We start from the raw sequence: 17,465 nt of genomic DNA, 5'->3' as shown, positions 1-17,465 counted from the left end.
ATTAGAAGTTAAGTTTCAAATTAAGTCCAAAACTGCGTGCTGTAGGTAAGGCAAACATATCAGCGCCTTGCATACCATTGGTTATACCTGCTGATACATCCGGGTCCATAGGAGCGTCTTTATAGAAGAAGAACAAGTTGCGTCCGATGAGGGCGGCAGTCAAATTCTTGCCAAATCCGAACAAGTTACGGAACGTATAGCCGAAAGTCATTTCACGCAAACGGATGTTAGTGGCATTATAAACATAGTTTTCTACGGCGTATGGACTGTTGAAGTTGTTATTACCTGTGGTGCGATAATATTTCTCAGCGTCAAATTTTACTCCGTCTACCGTTAAGCCTCCGGCATCACGTGCATCGCCTGAACGTTTGGAAACTCCCCAACCGTCTAATGCGGCTTCGGTCATGGCGAGAACTTTTCCTCCCAATTTGGCATCAATCAAGAATGACAAGGTAAAATCTTTGTAGCGGAATGTATTGCTCCATCCCATGTTAACTTTGGCATTCATGTTGCCTGCATAGTTGAGTTCTTCAGATGAGTCACCGCTGACAATGGGTTCTCCTTTCTCGTTTTGCAAGGGTTTTCCGTTATCATCGCGCATGATGTGGCGTACATATAAATCACCGTATTCTCCACCTTTTTTCAAGATGACTTTAGCGCCGCCGAAATCGGTTAATGTCAGTCCGTTCGGAAGATCATCCACCAGTTTCATGATCTCATTCTTATTGTAAGCGAAATTGATATTGGTGCTCCAGCTGAAGTTGTCTGTAAACTGTTCAAACCATCCGGCTGTAACTTCTATACCTTGGTTCTGTACATCTCCTGCATTGACATAGCGGTTTCTTAACCCTGATTCGTAAGGAGCGGCAATGGTGAAAAACTGGTTTTTAGTGTTCGTCTTATAATAAGTAATACCTAAGTTGAATCTGTTCTGGAAGAATGTTCCGTCGAAACCTATTTCCAATGAATTGGTCTTTTCAGGTTTTAAAGTTCTGAATGGTGCTTTCTCTGGCGGAGTGATGGCACCCTGAGAACCTAAGGTATATAAAAGATTGGTTACATAAACAGGCACGTCATTACCTACTATAGAGTAGCTTGCGCGGAATTTGAACAAATCAACATTTTTACCCATGTTGATGAACTTGTTGAGCAGGGCACTTACACCTACCGACGGGTAGAAGAAGGATACGCTTTCTGTATAAGCCAAGGCGGAAGACCAGTCATTACGTGCGGTTACATCGAGGAACAGGCCATCATGATAACCAACCTGGGCAGTGGCGAATATGGAATTCAATCGTTTATTGGTTATCCAATTGTCGTCTTTGCTTACGGTTGACATATTACCGTAGTAATTGTTAGGAGTAAAGATGTTGGGATAATAGATATTACCGGCACCGGGGCTGGTAAAGATAGATCCTTCACCCCAAAGGTCAACATGTGCAGTCTTGGTTTTTGTGAAACTGGAACCGGCTGTTGCTGAAAGAGATATTTCATTGAACTTATGGTTGTAGCTAACCAGGAAGTCACCGTAGAGCTGGTCGCTGAAGTAGCGATTGTCTTTCATACGGCCCATCGGATATAAGTTACCTACACTGGATGCGTATGCATTGTGTACGAAATGTTCTTCGCCACGCTCGTAACGCATGCGGCCTTGTACGTTCAAGTCGGGAGTGATATCCCATTTGATGTTGCCGCCGAATTCATAACGGTTACGGTCGGTTACAGGAGTCTGTCGGTTCAACATCCAATAGGGGTTACCGAATTGTTGTTGCTTCACATTCGTCCAGTTTTGTACATAACATGCGCGTTCGTTGTCATAGACTTCATACTGATTTTTGTAGCCGTTCCAGTCTTCACCTCTAGGAAAGAGATAGGCACCGGTCAGCGGATTCCACAAATAACCCGAGGCGGGTTGATTGGCTATGTGCTGGTTGGTAAATTTGGATGAGAAGTCCACATGAATGGTTTTCAGGACATTGAATCCTACTTTCGCATTCAGGTTGTGGCTGCGATAATCATTTTCCGGTGTTACACCTTTTGAATAGACATTGGCGTATGAAAAGTAAGCCTGAATATTTTCGTTGCCGCCGCTCAAAGCGATTGAGTTATTGGTGGTAAGACCTGTACGGAAGAACTCTTTTGCGTAATTGGGCGCTGACTTGCTTAGTTTTTCTCCCCAGCTGAAAGTACCGTTATCGCTCATACCGTATGTGTTTTGGAATTCGGGTAGTATCATCGGGTTTTCTATGGTTGTATTGCTGGATACGTTGATGGATACTTTGCCCGACTGTGCCGATTTGGTAGTAATCATGATGGCACCGTTGGCTGCCACAGCACCGTAAAGAGCTGCTGCCGACGGACCTTTCAGCAATGTCATTTGTGCAATGTCATCCGGATTGATGCCGGACATGGCATCACCACCGTCGCGCTGACCTCCATAGTTACTATCTACTTGTGAACTTGTAATGTTCATCATCATCGGAACACCATCTACTACGATAAGGGGCTGGTTGTTACCACTGATTGACTTGTTTCCACGGAACAGGATTTTGGAAGAACCACCTGCACCGGTAGAGTTGGGGGTAATGGACAAACCGGCACTTTTACCTTGCAGAGAGTTAATCATATTGATGCTCTTGATGTCGTTCACATCTTTACCACCAACCGTCTGTGCCGAATAAGTCAGTGTCTCAGATTGTCTTTTGATACCCATGGCGGTAACTACGACTTCACCCAAAATCTCAGAGTCATCCTCCATTATTATATTGAAGGAGGTCCGGTTCTTTACCGGGATGTTCTGTGTTTTATATCCGATATAGGATATTGCGATAGTAGCATCTTTGGGAACACCGGTCAATGAGAAGGCACCATCCAGATCGGTGATTACTCCATTGGTAGTACCGTTAACCAAAACGTTAGCTCCAATAATGGGGTTTCCTTGTGAATCTTTGACCGATCCTTTGATTGTAGAGTTTTGTTGGACAACATTTGCAGCAACATTTTCTGTCGCCGTGTCAGCATGCATTGGCGATGCAATCATTGATAGACAAAATAAGAGCGCTCCGCCCTTTAGCAAAGGTAACCATTTGAAAGATCCCTTTACGCTTTCGTTTAAATGTTTTTTCATAACATATTACATTAGGTTTAATTACAGGCAAAGCTTCAGACCTTGCTTCCTATGTAATACAGATGACAACAAGAGCGTACTAAACGGAGTATCTACTTTTTTTCATTTTCTGATGGAAAGTTACCTTTTTCCGCTATATCCCACCATAGACGGGTTCCTCCGGTATCGGCTCCTTTGAGGTATCGGATGGCTTTCTTTACCTCTTCACCATTGGTGTTATACTCTTTGCGGGTGAATGGCAAGCGGCGTATCTGCGTTTCGGTATCAATGAGTCCGCCGCTCAGGTTATACACTACCGGGAATAAGCGGGGGTAGCCTGTACGTCTGAATTCAGTCCAAGCTTCAAAAGAATCCGGGTAAATAGCCAGCCACTTTTGGGTAATGATACGTTGCAGTTTTTGTTCTTTCGTATCGTTTTCGTGCCATGTTACAGAAATGTTGTTGATGCCCGGTGTGTTATAGAATGAGTCGTGATAATCTATATAGTCGGCAGCTTTGGTTCCGTTGTCAGGAGCATTGGCACCACTCAGATACTCATCGGCATGGCTTATTCCGTATGAATTAAGAGCAACCCGGACTCCTTGTTCATAACAGTTTTGGGCACTTTCGCCCATTTGCCAATCACGCAATGCACCTTCGGCACGTAAAAACCAAGCTTCGGCAGCATGCATCACCGGGCGTGGGTCGTAACTTTGATAAGTAGAGGATGAGAAGTTCAGGTATAGTAATGGAGATTTTGTCTCGATAAGAAGTCCTTGGCGGATGCCTACGCAGGTTGAGTCGGCCTTTAGCGTCATTTCTCCTTCGTGATTCACGATTCTTCCGGTACGGGTGAACCATTCTTGCATGCGTGGATCTCCATAACCTTTTAAGATGGATTCAATGGAGGCATTCATGCGTGAGTCTCCGTAAATGACGTCCACCGTCCAGATAGGATTTCCGCCGGAAAGTAGTATGTCGTCCGAAGCGTCCATGAATACACCATATTTATTATTGACGGCTTTTTCTGCCAATTCTTTGGCACGTGCAGGCTCAGCTTTTACCATGTGCATCGCTATCCTGAGGCACAAAGTATTGGCAAGACGGAGCCATTTGGTATGACTACCTCCGCATAGCCTGTCGAACTTTGCCAATCCTGCCAATCTTTCGGTTGACGGGTTACTATCTAAAAAATCTTCCAGCCACTGGATCGATTGGCGTAATTCGTCTATCAAATCAGTATAAATATCACGGTCGGAATCGTAGTATAAAGTTGCTGCATGTTCTTTGATGCTGCGATAATTTGCGGGCCCGTAGGTATCGACTACTTGTAGCATACCCATTACTTGTACGATTAGCGTCACTGCTGCATAATCATAAAATTCCAGTTCTTTACAGATGGGAATGTAGCGATTGGTATAGGGAAGTACGTTTAAGAAAAAATTTTCGAAAGGCCCATGATTGAAATCTTCACGAAGGCGGTAGTTTCCATTATGATTATTACCGAAGTTGTGTGGAGTTGTATAATATCCGGCAAAAATATCCACATGCAGGCTCCTCCAATATTGGTACATATTGGCATCGCTGGGAAAGAGGTTTTCTTGCGGAAACTGGAGCTTGTTTTCAAGACCGATTTTCATGTCGTCCACTCCATTGGGATTCGTGTTTATCTTTTCGAACCCACTGGTGCATGCCGATAAGAGTAATACTAATAATAGTATACGGCAGCTCAGTTTTATTCCAGTCGTTTTAAGTGTTTTCATAGGGTAAGTTTTAGGTTGATTCCAATGCTTCGTTGGATAGGCAGATTAAAAACATCCAGTCCCTGCCAACCGTTTCCGGTAGAACCGGATACACTCGGGTTGCAGGGAGCAGACTTGAATAGAAAGCATAAATTGCGTCCTACGAGGGATATTGCCAAATGCTTGCCGGGGGCGAACAGGTTTCTGAATTGATAGCCTAGCGAAACCTCTCGTAATCTGAAGTTGGTAGCATCATATACATATTCGGTTCCTACATAGCCTACGTTATAAGCGGTGGCTCCCACGATATGGTAGTATTTCTCAGCATCAATTAAGGTACCGTCCCCTCTGGGTATACCTCCTTGCTTACGGGCTTCTTCGGTGCGGGCGGACACACCGTAACCGTCGAGCATGGCTTCAGTCGTCGAAACTACTTTACCTCCTATCTGCCCGTCAATCAGTACATAAAGACTGAAATTTTTATAAGTGATCAGATTACTCCATCCTGCATTTATATCCGAATTCAGATTACCTATATACACATCCGGCTGGTCTGACTTTACCGGTGCCCCATTCTTGTCCAGGAGTATCACGCCATCGTCGTCTCTCTGTAATTGCCGGGTATAGATGTCTCCGTAAGATCCGCCTTTCTTCAAGATACTTAAAATGCCGCTACCGTCCTGAAGCAAGAAGTTGTCATTCTCCTTGTATAGCTCTTTGATGCGGTTTTTGTTATAAGAAAAATTTATACCGGTTTGCCATTCCCAGTCGTGGGGGAAGCTGTGAAGATAGCTTGCTGACACTTCAGCTCCCATATTCTGCACATCACCGGCGTTCACATTCCGGTAACGGTATCCTGAACCCCAGGGAGCTTCGATTGTGAAGTACTGGTTTAAGGTGTTTGTTTTGTAGTATGAGAAATCAATGTGCAGTCGGTTGTCCAACAGGGAAAGTTCAAATCCTCCTTCTATAGATAGTGTGCGTTCCGGTTTCAAATCGGAGAAAGGAGCACTTGCGGGATAAGAGATAGAAGTATCTTTGATGACCGGACGCTGTGAAGTGACGTAAGCCGGCAGACCATTTCCTACTACCGAATAGGAGGCACGGAGCTTCAGGAAGTTGATTGTCCGCTTCATAGCAGGGAACACTTCACTCAGTAAAACATTGGCACCTATCGACGGATAAAAATATCCCATGTGCTTGTTGTTCGTAAAAGCCAGGGTCGACGACCAGTCATTACGTGCCGTGATATTGAGATAGGCTAACTCTTTATAGCCTATTTGCAACATCCCGAACAAAGAGTTGAGGCGTGTGTGCGAATACTCTTCCACAATCTCAGGGCGGTAATAATTGTTTTGAGTGAAGTTATTCACAAAAAAGGCATTTCCACCGTTGGGTACCTTGTATATTTTGCCTGTCTCTGCATCTTCAATCTCTATCCATTCGAATTTGGTGTTGCCTCCATCCGTAATAATCCCTTTTTTCCCTTGCTGCACGTCACTGAAGCTGGAACCGGCAGTTAATGAAAAAGAGAAATCAGATAAATGACTTTCGAAGTTCAGCATAATATCACCATATAGATGTTTATAAGAATCATCGATATTTTTATAACCTCCCATTTCATCTTTCCAACTGGTTGCGTAACGTTCTACTCTGTATTCGATTTTGTCGTTTTCATATCCGAGGCGTCCTTGTATATTAAGTGTAGGCAAGAATTCATATTTGGCAGTAGAATTGAAAGTGATGCGATGGCGACCTTCATCCTTTTTATTGCGATGCAGCAACCAATAAGGATTTTGATTATGTTCTTCAAGCTGGTTCCAATTTTGCACGTATATTTCCTTCTGCGGGTCAAACCGTTCGAATTCATTCTTATAGGTGGAGAAATTACCATTCCGTGGAAAAAGATAGAGTCCTGTGAGAGGATTGCTCAACATGCCACCGTAGTGCTTGTTGACCGTATTCTGATAGGCGTATGTGCTGCTCAGGTTCAGCGACAGGCGATTGTCGAATCCCTGATAACTTTGTCTGATGGCAATATTGTGACGTGTGAAACTGTTGGTTGGTATAATTCCTTCTGAAAGTACGTTTCCGTACGAAAAATAACTTTGTGAGTGTTCCGTACCACCATCAATAGATAGGGAGTTGTGCAGCGTATATCCGTTTCGGAAGAAGGCATCTATATTGTCAGAGGCTTTTTCCGTCATTTTACTACCCCAACTTTGTGCTTGTAGGCTTTCTGGGCTGAGTTGTCTGGCACCGTAACTTTGTTGTATCTTCGGTAGCGAATAGGCAGTCTCCATTGTCATGTTGCTGGATACGTGGACCTGTATTCCTCCCACATTGCCTTTCTTGGTAGTGACCATGATAACTCCATTGGCAGCTACTGCGCCATAGAGTGCTGATGCGGATGCCCCTTTCAATATACTGATACTGGCTATGTCGTCCGGGTTGATGGTGGAAAGTGCATCTCCTCCATCATTACCTCTGCCATAAACAACTTCAATTCCATCGCCATAGCTATTGTTAGCCATGGGGATACCATCAATTACAATCAGTGGATTATTGTTACCTTGGATGGACTTGTTACCCCGAAGCAGTAGTTTGGTTGATGCTCCGGCACCGTTCGAGTTGGAAATAATAACCAATCCGGCAGTTTTCCCTTCGAGGGAGTTGATGAAACTTACTTCTTTAGCTCGTGTAAGTTCGGTTCCGGGCAGTGCTTGCAGAGCATATATCAAACTTTTGGATTTCTTTTCGAGACCCAAGGCTGTGACAACAACTTCATCGAGCAGGTTCAGATCTTCTTTGAGTACAACATTTACCGTCTGTTTTCCATCAACCGAAACATCTTGAGACAGATACCCGATGTATGAAAATGTTACAATATCTTTATCAGTCGGAATATCCAAAGTATAGTCTCCCGCTTCTTCGGAAATGACTCCTTTTCCTGTCTCCTTAATGGAGATATTCACTCCTATCAATGGGACATTCTGCTCATTGACCACTTTTCCTCTGATGGTTCGTGTTGGGGTGGAGGATGTCCGGGTTTGTTTGTTATTTCCAGTATGCCTAATGGAGAGTACGATATGTTTGTCGACAATGGTGTAAACGATGTTAGTTTCGTGAAATAACACATCGAGTGTCCGGGTTATTGTTTCATTCCGGATGTGACATGTGACTTCGCGATTCGGGTTGATGTCATCAACATTATACACGACAGATAGCTTCGTCTGCTGGTTGATGAGTTGGAAAACTTGGTATAAAGGAACTTTGTTCACATCTATAGTCAGACGCGAAGATTGTGCAAAAAGTAATTCCGGTATCAAAATTACCCATAGAAAGACAGTAAATTTAACCAGCGTTTTACTCTTTTCACCCAACTTCCAAACAGAATGAAAGCACAGGTATTTTCTCATATATTAATTTAAGGTTTACGGGCAGAAAGCGTCACCTCATTATCTTTAATCCGATAGTCAAAGCTTTTGGTAAAACTAAGAATTGACAGCACTTGGCTAATGTCATCGGATAAATCGAAATCACAAGTGAACCTCTGCTGTTGTAATTTTATATCGTCTATCTTAATGAGCACATTGTAATGTCTCTCAAGAGTTTCTGCTATTTCTTTTAAGGTTGTTTGGTCAAAGTGCAAAGAGCCTTTTATCCAACTGATTGCTTCATTCGCATTTTCAGTATGTTTCAAGTTGGTTTCCAGGTTTAGCAAATTGACGGATAGCTGCTCATTGGGAGTCATACATATCTCTTTTTTGTCCTTTATGGGCAAACTTACTTCGATGGATCCTTCAAGTAAAGTCGCCTTTAGACTGTTTTCTTTTTTATAGTTGCGTATATTAAATTTTGTACCGGTCACTTTCGTCTCTATGTCATGGCAATCTACTATAAAGGGACGATGTGTATTCTTCTTTACTTCAAAGTAGGCTTCTCCTTCCAGACGCACTCTTCTTTCTGAAGAGAAGATGGATGAGAGGTATTCTACGCTTGTTGAAGCATTGAGCCATAATTTTGTGCCGTCCGGCAGGACTGCCTGTGCCCGTTGTCCCGGTTCGGTAGAAATTATATAGGAAGAGTTCTGCTGGTAAAATATGCCTAAGGCACCACCTGTACAGATTACCCCTATTAAAAAAGCAGCGATATTGACTGCATAACGCTTCCAACCGACTGTTTTCTTCGTGACAGATTGTTTTTGTTTGAGCTTTTTCTTGAAATCGTCAAGGGATTTGTCTACATCGACCGCTTCCATTGCCGCATGGCGATCACCTACGAAAAGCACACAATACAAGTCTTCGAGTTCTTTTCTGTTGTCCGCTGATGCTTCACACCACTCTTCTACCTGGAGGCATTCTTCCTGGTCAGTTTCGTTTTTTAGGTATTTTATTAGAGTCGATTCATCCATTACTTTCTTTGAAAAGGGTGTTTGTAGTTTTGATACTACACCCAGCTCTTATATATGATACATTTGAGGAGGCAAAGATACTAAACTGCAATCAAAAAAACATATTAATTTAAAAATCATTTTGTTGATAGTTCTATTTATAGTATGTTTGTAGAACTGTATATGAAATGAACGAATGACCAAAGTTAACCTAAAATTGAATATTGAAGATAATGATGTTATTATCACGGCTTTAAAAACGGGAGATGAAACTGCGTTTGATGAGGTGTATCGTTATTATTTCAGAGCTTTATGTGGTTTCTGTTCGCAGTATGTTGGTGCTGCCGAAGCCGAAGAAATAGTGCAGGATACGATGATGTGGCTATGGGAAAATAGAACGAGCCTGATTCCTCATTTAACACTTAAAACCCTCCTCTTTACCATAGTAAAAAACAAGGCACTTAATAAAATCTCACATTTGGAAACAAGACGGAAAGTGCACGAAGATATTGCCCAAAAATATGACGAAGAATTCTCCTCCCCCGACTTTTATCTACATAATGAATTGTTCCAATTGTATGGAACTGCTCTTGAAAAGCTACCGCAAGAATTTAAGCAAGCCTACGAAATGAACCGCAATAAGCAAATGACGCATAAAGAAATAGCTGTAAGCCTGAATGTATCTCCGCAAACGGTAAATTATCGTATATCCCAAGCACTGAAGATATTGCGGATAGCATTGAAGGATTATTTGCCATTCATATTCTTTATATATGATTTTGCCTTTCATTTGAAATTCTAGCAAGAACTACTTACTTATGAACTTTTAATTAATTCATTATTGCTTCTTAGTACATCTGCTCGATCATTTGTATTATATAAAAGGTATTAAATATGCATATACAATTTATTATGAAACAATTGTCGATCGTTTTTTTCTATGTGCTAGCGATGTTCTCTACTGTTACTGCTGCACAAGTAGGGGATGTTTATATTATCCCGCAGCCTCAAACTATGCGTGTGCAAGCTGGTGACTATCTTTTGACGGGGCAGTCCACTTTTACTTGTAACTTGAGCGGTACCGATAGAGATGATTTTGTTCGTTATCTGGAGAACTCTCCGTTAGCTCTGCAATATCAGAAGAGTCCGGCACCGGTTACTTTCCGGCTAATCCCGTCGGTTTCTTCAGAAACGAGCGAAGAAGGGTATCGGTTGGTGATTACTCCGCAAGGTATTGAAGTAGAATCGACTTCCACGGCAGGATTATTTTACGCCTTCCAATCGTTGTTGCAGTTGGCACAGCCCGATATTGTATCCGGTTATCGTTTTCCTTTGGTAGAAATAGAAGATTATCCTCGCTTCTCTTACAGAGGATTGCATTTGGATGTATCCCGTCATTTTCGCACAAAGGAGTTTGTCAAAAAACAATTAGATGCTTTGGCACGATATAAATTGAATCGTTTTCATTGGCATCTGACCGACGGAGCCGGGTGGCGTATAGAAATAGAGAAATATCCGGAGCTTACTCGTAAAACGGCTTATCGCCCTTTCCCCGACTGGAAAAGCTGGTGGCAAGGTGGACTAACCTATTGTACAAGTGATGACCCTGAAGCTCAAGGTGGTTATTATACTAAAGAGGATATTCGGGAAGTAGTGGAGTATGCACGTCAGCGCCATATTACAATTATACCTGAAATAGAAATGCCGGGACATTCGGAAGAAGTGCTTGTGGCTTATCCTCAGTTGGCTTGTGAGGGCTTGCCTGCCGGAGGAGAATTGTGTCCGGGAAGAGAAGAAACATTTACCTTTTTGACTGATGTACTGACGGAAGTGATGGAACTTTTTCCTTCCGAATATATTCATATCGGTGGTGATGAGGCTTCTACTGCTCATTGGAAACAATGTCCTCTCTGCCAGAAACGCATGCATGCCGAGGGTTTGAAGGACGAAAGTGAACTACAAGTCTACCTGATTTCCCGAATTGAAAAGTTCCTTCAGGCCCATGACCGTAAGCTCATAGGATGGGATGAGGTGTTGAGTGGAGATTTATCGAAAGATGCTGCCGTAACAGTATGGCGTAATGAAGAGAAAGGTATTGAAGCAGTACGAAAGGGGCTTTATACTGTGATGTCACCGGGAAGCTATTGTTATTTGGATAGCTATCAGGACGCTCCGGCTACACAACCGCTAGCAATAGGAGGATACCTGCCTTTGCAGAAAGTCTATTCTTTTGAACCGGTTCCGGCGCAACTTACTTCAAAAGAAACAGCCCATATTTGGGGTATACAGGCAAACGTATGGACGGAATATATGCCTACTGCTGAGCATGTGGAATACATGATTTATCCTCGTCTGCTGGCTTTGGCAGAAGTGGCGTGGACTCAACCGGAGCAGAAAGATTGGACGCGTTTTCATGCAGAGGCTTTATCTGAAGTGGATAAATTGAGGAATCTTGGATACCATACATTCGATTTGAAAAACGAAGTAGGTGAACGACCTATTGCACTTGGTGTGGACAATCATAAGGCAAAGGGGAAAAAGGTGAACTATATTACCCCTTATTCCGATCATTATGCCGCAGGAGGCAATTCTGCATTGACCGATGGGTTGCATGGAGGATGGACTTACGGAGACCAGCGTTGGCAAGGATTTTTGAACAGTGATGTGGAACTGGTGATTGACCTGGAAAAGCAAGAGAAAATACATTGGATATCCGCCGACTTTATGCAATTGATAGGACCTTACGTCTGGCTGCCTAAAGAAATGACTATTTCAGCTTCTTCTGACGGAAAGGAGTTCGTAGATTTGAAGGATATTATCACAGAACTTCCGGTGACCGACGAGAAGTTGACCATGCAAACTTATGCTTGGACAGGAGAGTGTGATGTTCGCTATATTAAGATAAAAGCGAAGTCGAACGGCATTGTCGGGGGATGGTTGTTTGTTGATGAGATTGTTGTCAGATGAGCGCTGACCTTTAAACGTTCATGACATCAAAAAGAACATTAATAGTTATTTATATGAAGAGTGAAAAAGAAAAGATGCTTGCAGGTATGGTATATGATCCCTGCGACAGTGAATTGCAAAATCGTTGGCACGAAGCAAAAAGGCTTCAGAAGGAGTTTGCTCAAACCGATACTACCGATACGGAGAAACTTAATGCTGTTCTGAGTAAACTACTCGGCTCCAGGGGTGAAAGGGGATGGGTGGCAGCACCTATCTTTGTAGACTATGGCGAAAACATACATCTAGGAGTCAATGTAGAGATAAATATGAATTGTACTTTTCTGGACTGCAATACAATAACCATAGGTGATAACTCAGGGATAGGTCCTAATGTACAGTTTTATGCTGTAGGACACCCTGTTGATGCTGCCGAGCGTCTTTCGGATAACGGAGGATTGTGGAAATCCTATTCCGCACCCATTACGGTGGGCAAGAACGTATGGATTGGCGGCGGAACAATCATTCTACCGGGAGTAACCATTGGTGATAATACCACGATAGGGGCGGGAAGTGTAGTGACGAGTAATATTCCGTCGGATGTGGTTGCGGTAGGAAATCCATGTAGGGTAATAAAACAGCTGAAGAAACTTTGACCGGTATCAAGCCGAACAAGGCAGGCTGAATCTAAGTTTTGTGTGAATTTGCTCTCATGCTCTCATAGATTCTCTGCATCTCCCTATTCATCGGTATTTGAGGCATGATAGCAACTATGATAGCAGGTATGAGAGTAACTGTTTGCTCTCATGCCTGCTATCAATTGAAATAGAGGTAACTGTTTAATTATTACCATAATACCCCTTTGTAGGTACATAAATCGGTTGCATCAATCCACCTACATTTTCCAGCTTTTTGTCATCACGTAGCCGTCGAAGGTGACGCATGGCAGTAGATCTTACCATGCCGCAGAGACTTTGGAAGTCTGTTCTTCTTAAAAACTGATGGGTTTTGAAGTAATTTGTCAGTCGCAGGTCAATCTCTTCGTTACTGATGCGTTTGAATTCGAGGCTTCCTTTCAGACACTGCACTTTGAGGACTCCGAATTCATTTTTCAGGGTTTGATCTGCACGGAATTTGATAGCTTTCAGCTTCACTTTTGTTATTTTCCGTTTGGTTTCGGCGGTTACGCGTTCTGTACTGGTCAGGCAGGGATAGAAATAACCAATGCCGTCCAAATGCACTTGTCTGCCTTCTGCAAGTTCTTCGCCCATAATGTGCGAAAGGGCGTCGAGCACAGCGCTGACGTCGGTTTCTGATAGTGAACAACGTTGCTGGATGCGGCGACGTAGTACATCCGTACCTGTAGAGCCGTTCAGCTTGATGCGCGGATGCAGGGTTTTCTCATTTTCTTTTTTGTCGGAGGGTTTCGGGTCCTCGTACCAATCAAATAGTATTGCCATATCTTTAGGTTTTAAAGTACACATATTTCTTGGGCTAAGCAACGGTGTGGAATACATCAGTGGCTTATGTCTCTTTTGTTCATCCCATATATATCTTCTGTTCAGCTCTTTAGATTGTTAAGAGATTACATTTGTGGATCAATTTATTTACTGCAATGGATAAATTCGTTTACAAATGAAGACTTATCTATTCACATTAGTGAGCCCTTTTAAAGACCTAGTAAAGATACAACAAACACAGGGCAAAAGCAAATGAATAGCCTATATTTATCAGAAGAAATAATAATATTTTATTCCGTGAAATGCTTGCTTTCCGGGCGTTTATGCTGTATCTTTACAAGAAGTAAGCGGCATGCCGCAATAGTAAATTAACCGATAGCCAACAAATGAAAATTACCTTAATCAGAGAAGAAAAAGAGACTGGTAAAGAGATGCTCAGCACCTGCGAAACAGACACATTGTTCGAGAAAATCAAGACAGAAACAAAATCCGGATATATCACTGCCTTAAGAGAGATACTGCCCGCCTTGGAGGGCACTCATTCCCGATACGAACATATTGATAAACTTCCACGCATTTATCCTGCCATAGAATATACTCGTACCAAAGAGGGAGAACGGCGGATGAAGCAGTATAACGGTTTGGTACAACTAGAAGTAAACAAACTTTCCGGGCGCTATGAAGTGGAGTTAGTGAAACGCCAAGCGGAACTCTTGCCACAGACCTTTGCCGCCTTTTGCGGTTCAAGCGGACGAAGTGTGAAGATTTGGGTGCGCTTTGCTTTGCCCGATGATGAAGGACTGCCCACTAAAGAACCCGAAGCAGTACTGTTTCATGCCCATGCCTACCGCCTTGCTGTGAGGTGTTATCAACCCGTCATTCCATACGACATTACTTTAAAAGAACCAGTGTTGATGCAAAGTTGCCGTATGACTTTGGATGAAGCTCCTTATTATAACCCCGATGCTGTGCCTTTCTGCCTTGCTCAACCGCTCACGATGCCCGATGAAAGTACTTTCCGTCAGCGGAAACAGGGTGAGAAGAATCCGCTTGAACGCATGATACCCGGATATGAGACAGCCGAAACATTCACATTAATGTATGAAGCCGCTTTGGGACGTGCACTTCGCGAAATAGAGGATTGGAAGCGTGGAGACGATTTACAGCCGCTACTTGTCTGCCTTGCCGAACATTGTTTCAAAGCCGGCATACCCGAAGAGGAAGCGGTGCGTCAGACATTGAATCATTATCATCGCCAGGCAGATGAACAGACAATCAGGTTGACTTTGCACAACCTTTATCAGGAATCTAAAGGCTTCGGACAGAAAAGCAGCCGGACAAAGGAGCAGGAAACAGCTTTTTTGTTGGAAGAATTCTTGAATCGACGTTATGAATTCCGTTATAATACTGTGCTCGATGACTTGGAATACCGTCAACGCGACTCTATTCATTTCTACTTCAAACCTGTGGAAAAGCGCGTGCGTAATAGCATTGCCATCAGTGCCTTGAAAGAAGGTATCAGTGCATGGGACCGTGATATTGACCGTTTCTTGAATTCGGAATATGTTCCTCTATACAATCCGGTGGAGGAATTTCTGTACGACACCGGGCATTGGGACGGAAAAGACCGTATTCGTGCATTGGCCGATTTGGTTCCGTGTAACAATCCGCATTGGCGGGAACTGTTCTACCGTTGGTTTCTCAGTATGGTGGCGCATTGGCGTGGACTCGATAATCAGCATGGAAACAGTACTTCGCCTCTGTTAGTGGGAGCGCAGGGCTTTCGTAAATCTACGTTTTGTCGTATCTTGTTACCGCCTGAACTTCGTTTCGGCTATACCGATAGTCTCGACTTCAAGAGTAAGCAGGAGGCGGAACGCTATTTGGGACGTTTCTTTCTGATAAATATTGATGAGTTCGACCAAGTGAACGTCAGTCAGCAAGGATTCTTGAAGCATCTGCTACAGAAACCTGCCGCCAATTTGCGAAAACCATACGGCAATACTATCCGTGAAGTGCGTCGGTATGCTTCTTTTATCGGGACAAGTAATCAGAAAGATTTACTGACCGATCCTAGTGGTAGCCGCCGTTTTATCTGTATCGAAGTGACGGCGCCTATTCGTACGAATGTTACTATCAACTATAAGCAACTCTATGCTCAGGCCATGGATGCCGTCTATCATGGCGAGCGTTACTGGCTAAATGATGAAGATGAGGCTGTTTTGAAACAAACCAATCGGGAATTCGAGCAAATTAGCCCATTGGAGCAGCTTTTTCATTGTTATTTTCATTCATTGGATTCAGAGGAAGAAGAGGGGGAGTGGCTGACGGCAATGCAGATTATGAATTATCTACAGACAAAAACGAAAGATAAACTGGCTATCAATAAAGTAGCTGTGTTTGGCCGTACGCTGCAGAAATTGAATATACCTTGCCGAAAGTCGATGAAGGGGACGGTATATCATTTGGAAAAGTTGGGATAAATTATTTTTGGCTATGAGAGCAAAGAGTTGCCCTCATAGCTGCTATCATGTCTTTTATCCTCATAATAAATGAATTAGGTGTATTATGAGAGCATGAGAGCAAAATGATAGTGAAACTTTTTCTGAGGTTAGAGTTGTTTTATTCTTTAGTAAACACAATATCTTCCACATGTTCCCCTACAAAGAAACGTGCCATATCTCCGGTTTTGTACCATTTCGGCTTGGAGGGCATATCTTCATAAATCACTTCACCGTTTATCCGGAGACCCTCAAAGCGGATGTTCTTCACTTTCCGTTCTTCATTATATCCGGCAATGATGGATAGTTCGGCATTCGTTCCGTTGTAAGTGATGTTCTTGAATAGTACGTTTTCAATGCCTCTGCCCGGAGCCTTGCAATATTTCTTATTGAAGCAGATGCGCATGCAGATGAGTTGTCCCTGACGGAAATTCTCTACCCGGATGTTTTCAAAACGTACGTTGCGCACCAGATTGTTGTCTCCTGCATTGATTGCCATACAACCTTGATAGTCCACTTGCTTTTCCCGATGGTCAAGAATATCAATATTGATATAGTTCAGATCTTCTAATATCTCATTTCTTTCGATGTCACCATGCAGGCCGATGAAGATAGGGTGGGCTACATCCGCCCAAAGGGTGGAGTTCTGCATAGTAATGTTTTTACATCCGCCGGCAAAGCCGAGACGAGTAGCGTAAACAGTGGTGCAATCATCGGAATTGCGGCAGAATACACCATCGAAGAGTACGTTATTGCTGGCAAAGACATTCATGCCGTCCCCCCAACCATAGGAACTTATGGCTTTCACGTTGCGTATAGTTACGCTGTCCGAGCCTCCGGTAGGGCATTGAGTGGTTATGAATCCTTCTGCCTGTATATTCTTGGAATTTACAATTCTGACTCCTGCTCCGCGACCTTCGGGGTGGATTTCTCCTCGTCCGAAGACTTTTACGTCTCTTGCATTTACTACCTGAATACAACCTTTCACGATAGCCCCGCCTGCAATATAAACAGTCTTGCCGGAGGGGACGTTCAACGTATCACCCGGCAGTTGGTGTATTCCCGGAGCAAAGTAAATCAAATTGCGGTCTTTCAATTTCTTCGGCTTGTTGCCGTCTATCGGGTTGGCAAACAGATGGAGGTTATGGAAGATGTCTCTGTTTACTTCTACAGATAGATTACGGGGACGGTTCAGCTTAAATGTCAGGGTATTGCCCTTTATTTGCGGAGTGATTTCGTAGGACAACGGGCGCACTCTGCCTGTATTGATAACCCCTTTATTGGAAGTAACAGATACTTCTATCTCACCGTCGAAGTCGA

Annotated in this window: 10 protein-coding genes; 4 read left to right on the top strand and 6 right to left on the bottom strand. The window is 43.3% G+C overall.

Translation table 11 applies throughout. The features are described 5' to 3' along the window. Nucleotide 1: 1 nt before the first annotated feature. The 4 genes from Q1W14_RS07040 to Q1W14_RS07025 all read right to left on the bottom strand — a co-directional run bounded on the left by Q1W14_RS07040 (nucleotide 2) and on the right by Q1W14_RS07025 (nucleotide 9,262). The gene (locus Q1W14_RS07040) at nucleotides 2-3,025 is read right to left on the bottom strand and encodes a SusC/RagA family TonB-linked outer membrane protein (protein ID WP_300700257.1); all 3,024 of its coding nucleotides are present in this window, start codon (nucleotides 3,023-3,025) and stop codon (nucleotides 2-4) included. Nucleotides 3,026-3,219: 194 nt separating this feature from the next. Then, nucleotides 3,220-4,869, bottom strand: coding sequence for a SusD/RagB family nutrient-binding outer membrane lipoprotein (locus Q1W14_RS07035; protein ID WP_300700205.1), 1,650 nt, complete (start codon nucleotides 4,867-4,869; stop codon nucleotides 3,220-3,222). Next, entirely contained in the window at nucleotides 4,866-8,267 is a 3,402-nt protein-coding gene (locus Q1W14_RS07030) for a SusC/RagA family TonB-linked outer membrane protein (RefSeq protein ID WP_300700203.1), read from the bottom strand. The genes Q1W14_RS07035 and Q1W14_RS07030 overlap by 4 nt, the downstream gene beginning before the upstream one ends. An 8-nt stretch (nucleotides 8,268-8,275) precedes the next feature. Then, nucleotides 8,276-9,262 carry a FecR family protein gene (locus Q1W14_RS07025; RefSeq protein WP_300700201.1) on the bottom strand — a complete coding sequence of 329 codons (987 nt, stop codon included), beginning with the start codon at nucleotides 9,260-9,262 and terminating at the stop codon, nucleotides 8,276-8,278. Nucleotides 9,263-9,437: 175 nt separating this feature from the next. Here Q1W14_RS07025 and Q1W14_RS07020 point away from each other — a divergent pair, with 175 nt between their 5' ends. From Q1W14_RS07020 to Q1W14_RS07010, 3 genes are all read left to right on the top strand, one after another. Continuing rightward, entirely contained in the window at nucleotides 9,438-10,043 is a 606-nt protein-coding gene (locus tag Q1W14_RS07020; protein WP_300700199.1) for an RNA polymerase sigma-70 factor, read from the top strand. A 110-nt stretch (nucleotides 10,044-10,153) separates the two neighbouring features. Continuing rightward, nucleotides 10,154-12,208: a family 20 glycosylhydrolase gene (locus Q1W14_RS07015; protein WP_300700197.1), complete on the top strand. Its 2,055-nt coding sequence runs from the start codon at nucleotides 10,154-10,156 to the stop codon at nucleotides 12,206-12,208. A 53-nt stretch (nucleotides 12,209-12,261) separates the two neighbouring features. After that, nucleotides 12,262-12,840, top strand: a complete 579-nt coding sequence (locus tag Q1W14_RS07010; protein ID WP_300700196.1) for a sugar O-acetyltransferase — start codon at nucleotides 12,262-12,264, stop codon at nucleotides 12,838-12,840. A gap of 183 nt (nucleotides 12,841-13,023) precedes the next feature. Here Q1W14_RS07010 and Q1W14_RS07005 read toward each other — a convergent pair whose 3' ends face one another. After that, the gene (locus tag Q1W14_RS07005) at nucleotides 13,024-13,644 is read right to left on the bottom strand and encodes an HU family DNA-binding protein (RefSeq protein ID WP_300700194.1); all 621 of its coding nucleotides are present in this window, start codon (nucleotides 13,642-13,644) and stop codon (nucleotides 13,024-13,026) included. 386 nt (nucleotides 13,645-14,030) lie between these two features. Here Q1W14_RS07005 and Q1W14_RS07000 point away from each other — a divergent pair, with 386 nt between their 5' ends. Next, entirely contained in the window at nucleotides 14,031-16,127 is a 2,097-nt protein-coding gene (locus Q1W14_RS07000) for a BT4734/BF3469 family protein (protein WP_300700192.1), read from the top strand. 139 nt (nucleotides 16,128-16,266) lie between these two features. On the opposite strand, the gene Q1W14_RS06995 is transcribed toward Q1W14_RS07000, so the two are convergent. After that, on the bottom strand, nucleotides 16,267-17,465 hold a 1,199-nt coding region (locus Q1W14_RS06995; protein WP_300700191.1), incomplete at its 5' end, for a glycosyl hydrolase family 28 protein.

It is taken from the genome of Bacteroides sp., from assembly GCF_030151085.1.
Lineage (GTDB): Bacteria > Bacteroidota > Bacteroidia > Bacteroidales > Bacteroidaceae > Bacteroides.
The sequence above is the reverse complement of the archived record's forward strand: the minus strand, read 5'-3'. Positions and strand labels throughout refer to the sequence as shown.